Origin of the sequence: Thalassospira sp. UBA1131, from assembly GCF_002311515.1 — a bacterium.
Lineage (GTDB): Bacteria > Pseudomonadota > Alphaproteobacteria > Rhodospirillales > Thalassospiraceae > Thalassospira.
The window spans coordinates 9,380-10,195 of record NZ_DCAO01000061.1 but is presented as its reverse complement, the minus strand read 5'-3'; the positions used below and the strand labels follow the sequence as shown (position 1 = coordinate 10,195).

At 52.5% G+C, this 816-nt stretch carries 1 protein-coding gene; it reads right to left on the bottom strand.

Annotation, left to right across the window (positions count from 1 at the left end):
- Positions 1–816, bottom strand: an 816-nt coding sequence (locus B3Z49_RS09310) for a PAS domain S-box protein (protein WP_296990279.1), incomplete at both ends; no start/stop codon positions are given.

The following is an 816-nucleotide window of genomic DNA, read 5'->3' as shown; positions in this document are numbered from 1 at the left end:
AATCAGGATGCTGTCATCAAGCGATGTGGTCTTGACCGTGATATGTCCCTCACCGGGTTTGCGCCCTGCCGCCTGAATGGCCTGTGCCGCGTTGACAATCAGGTTGAGGAAGACCTGATTGACCTCGTTGATGTGGCAGGGAATATGCGGGATTTCCGGATCGAATTCCTCGGTGATGTCGGCATTGTGTTTCCATTCATTGCGTGAAATCACAATCACGTTCGACAGAACCCGGTTGATGTCGGTGGTGGTTTTTTCCGTCCCGCCGGGGTGGGAGAATTCCTTCATCGACAGCACGATGCGCGCCACCTGATTGATGCCATCAAGGGATTGCTGGGTGGCATGCGGGATTTCCTCAAGCAGGAATTCAAGATCTGAATCACGCATTTGTCGGGCGAAATCCTCAAACGTATTGGGCGGCAAATTTGCACGGTTTTTCCACAAGGTCTGCAAGGCCAGACCAAGCATGCGCGAAAGCGCCCCGTAACTGTCATTCAGGAACTTCAGGTTGTCGCGGATATACTGGCTGGGCGTGTTGATTTCATGGGCAATGCCGCCAGCCAGATGACCAATCGCCTCAAGTTTAAGGGCCTCGCGCAGGTCTTCTTCAAGCTTCTTTTGCGCGACTTCCGCGTTCTTGCGTCGGGTGATGTCGCGGAAAATGTAAAGATAACTCATCTCGGAGGCGAAATTGGCCGGACTTACGATGATTTCCATCGGAAAGCTGTCGCCATCAAGGCGCTGCGCCATGGTTTCGGTATAGTCATATTTCAGAACACCACTGCTGATATTGATGCAGCGGTTCAAAAGCTTGTG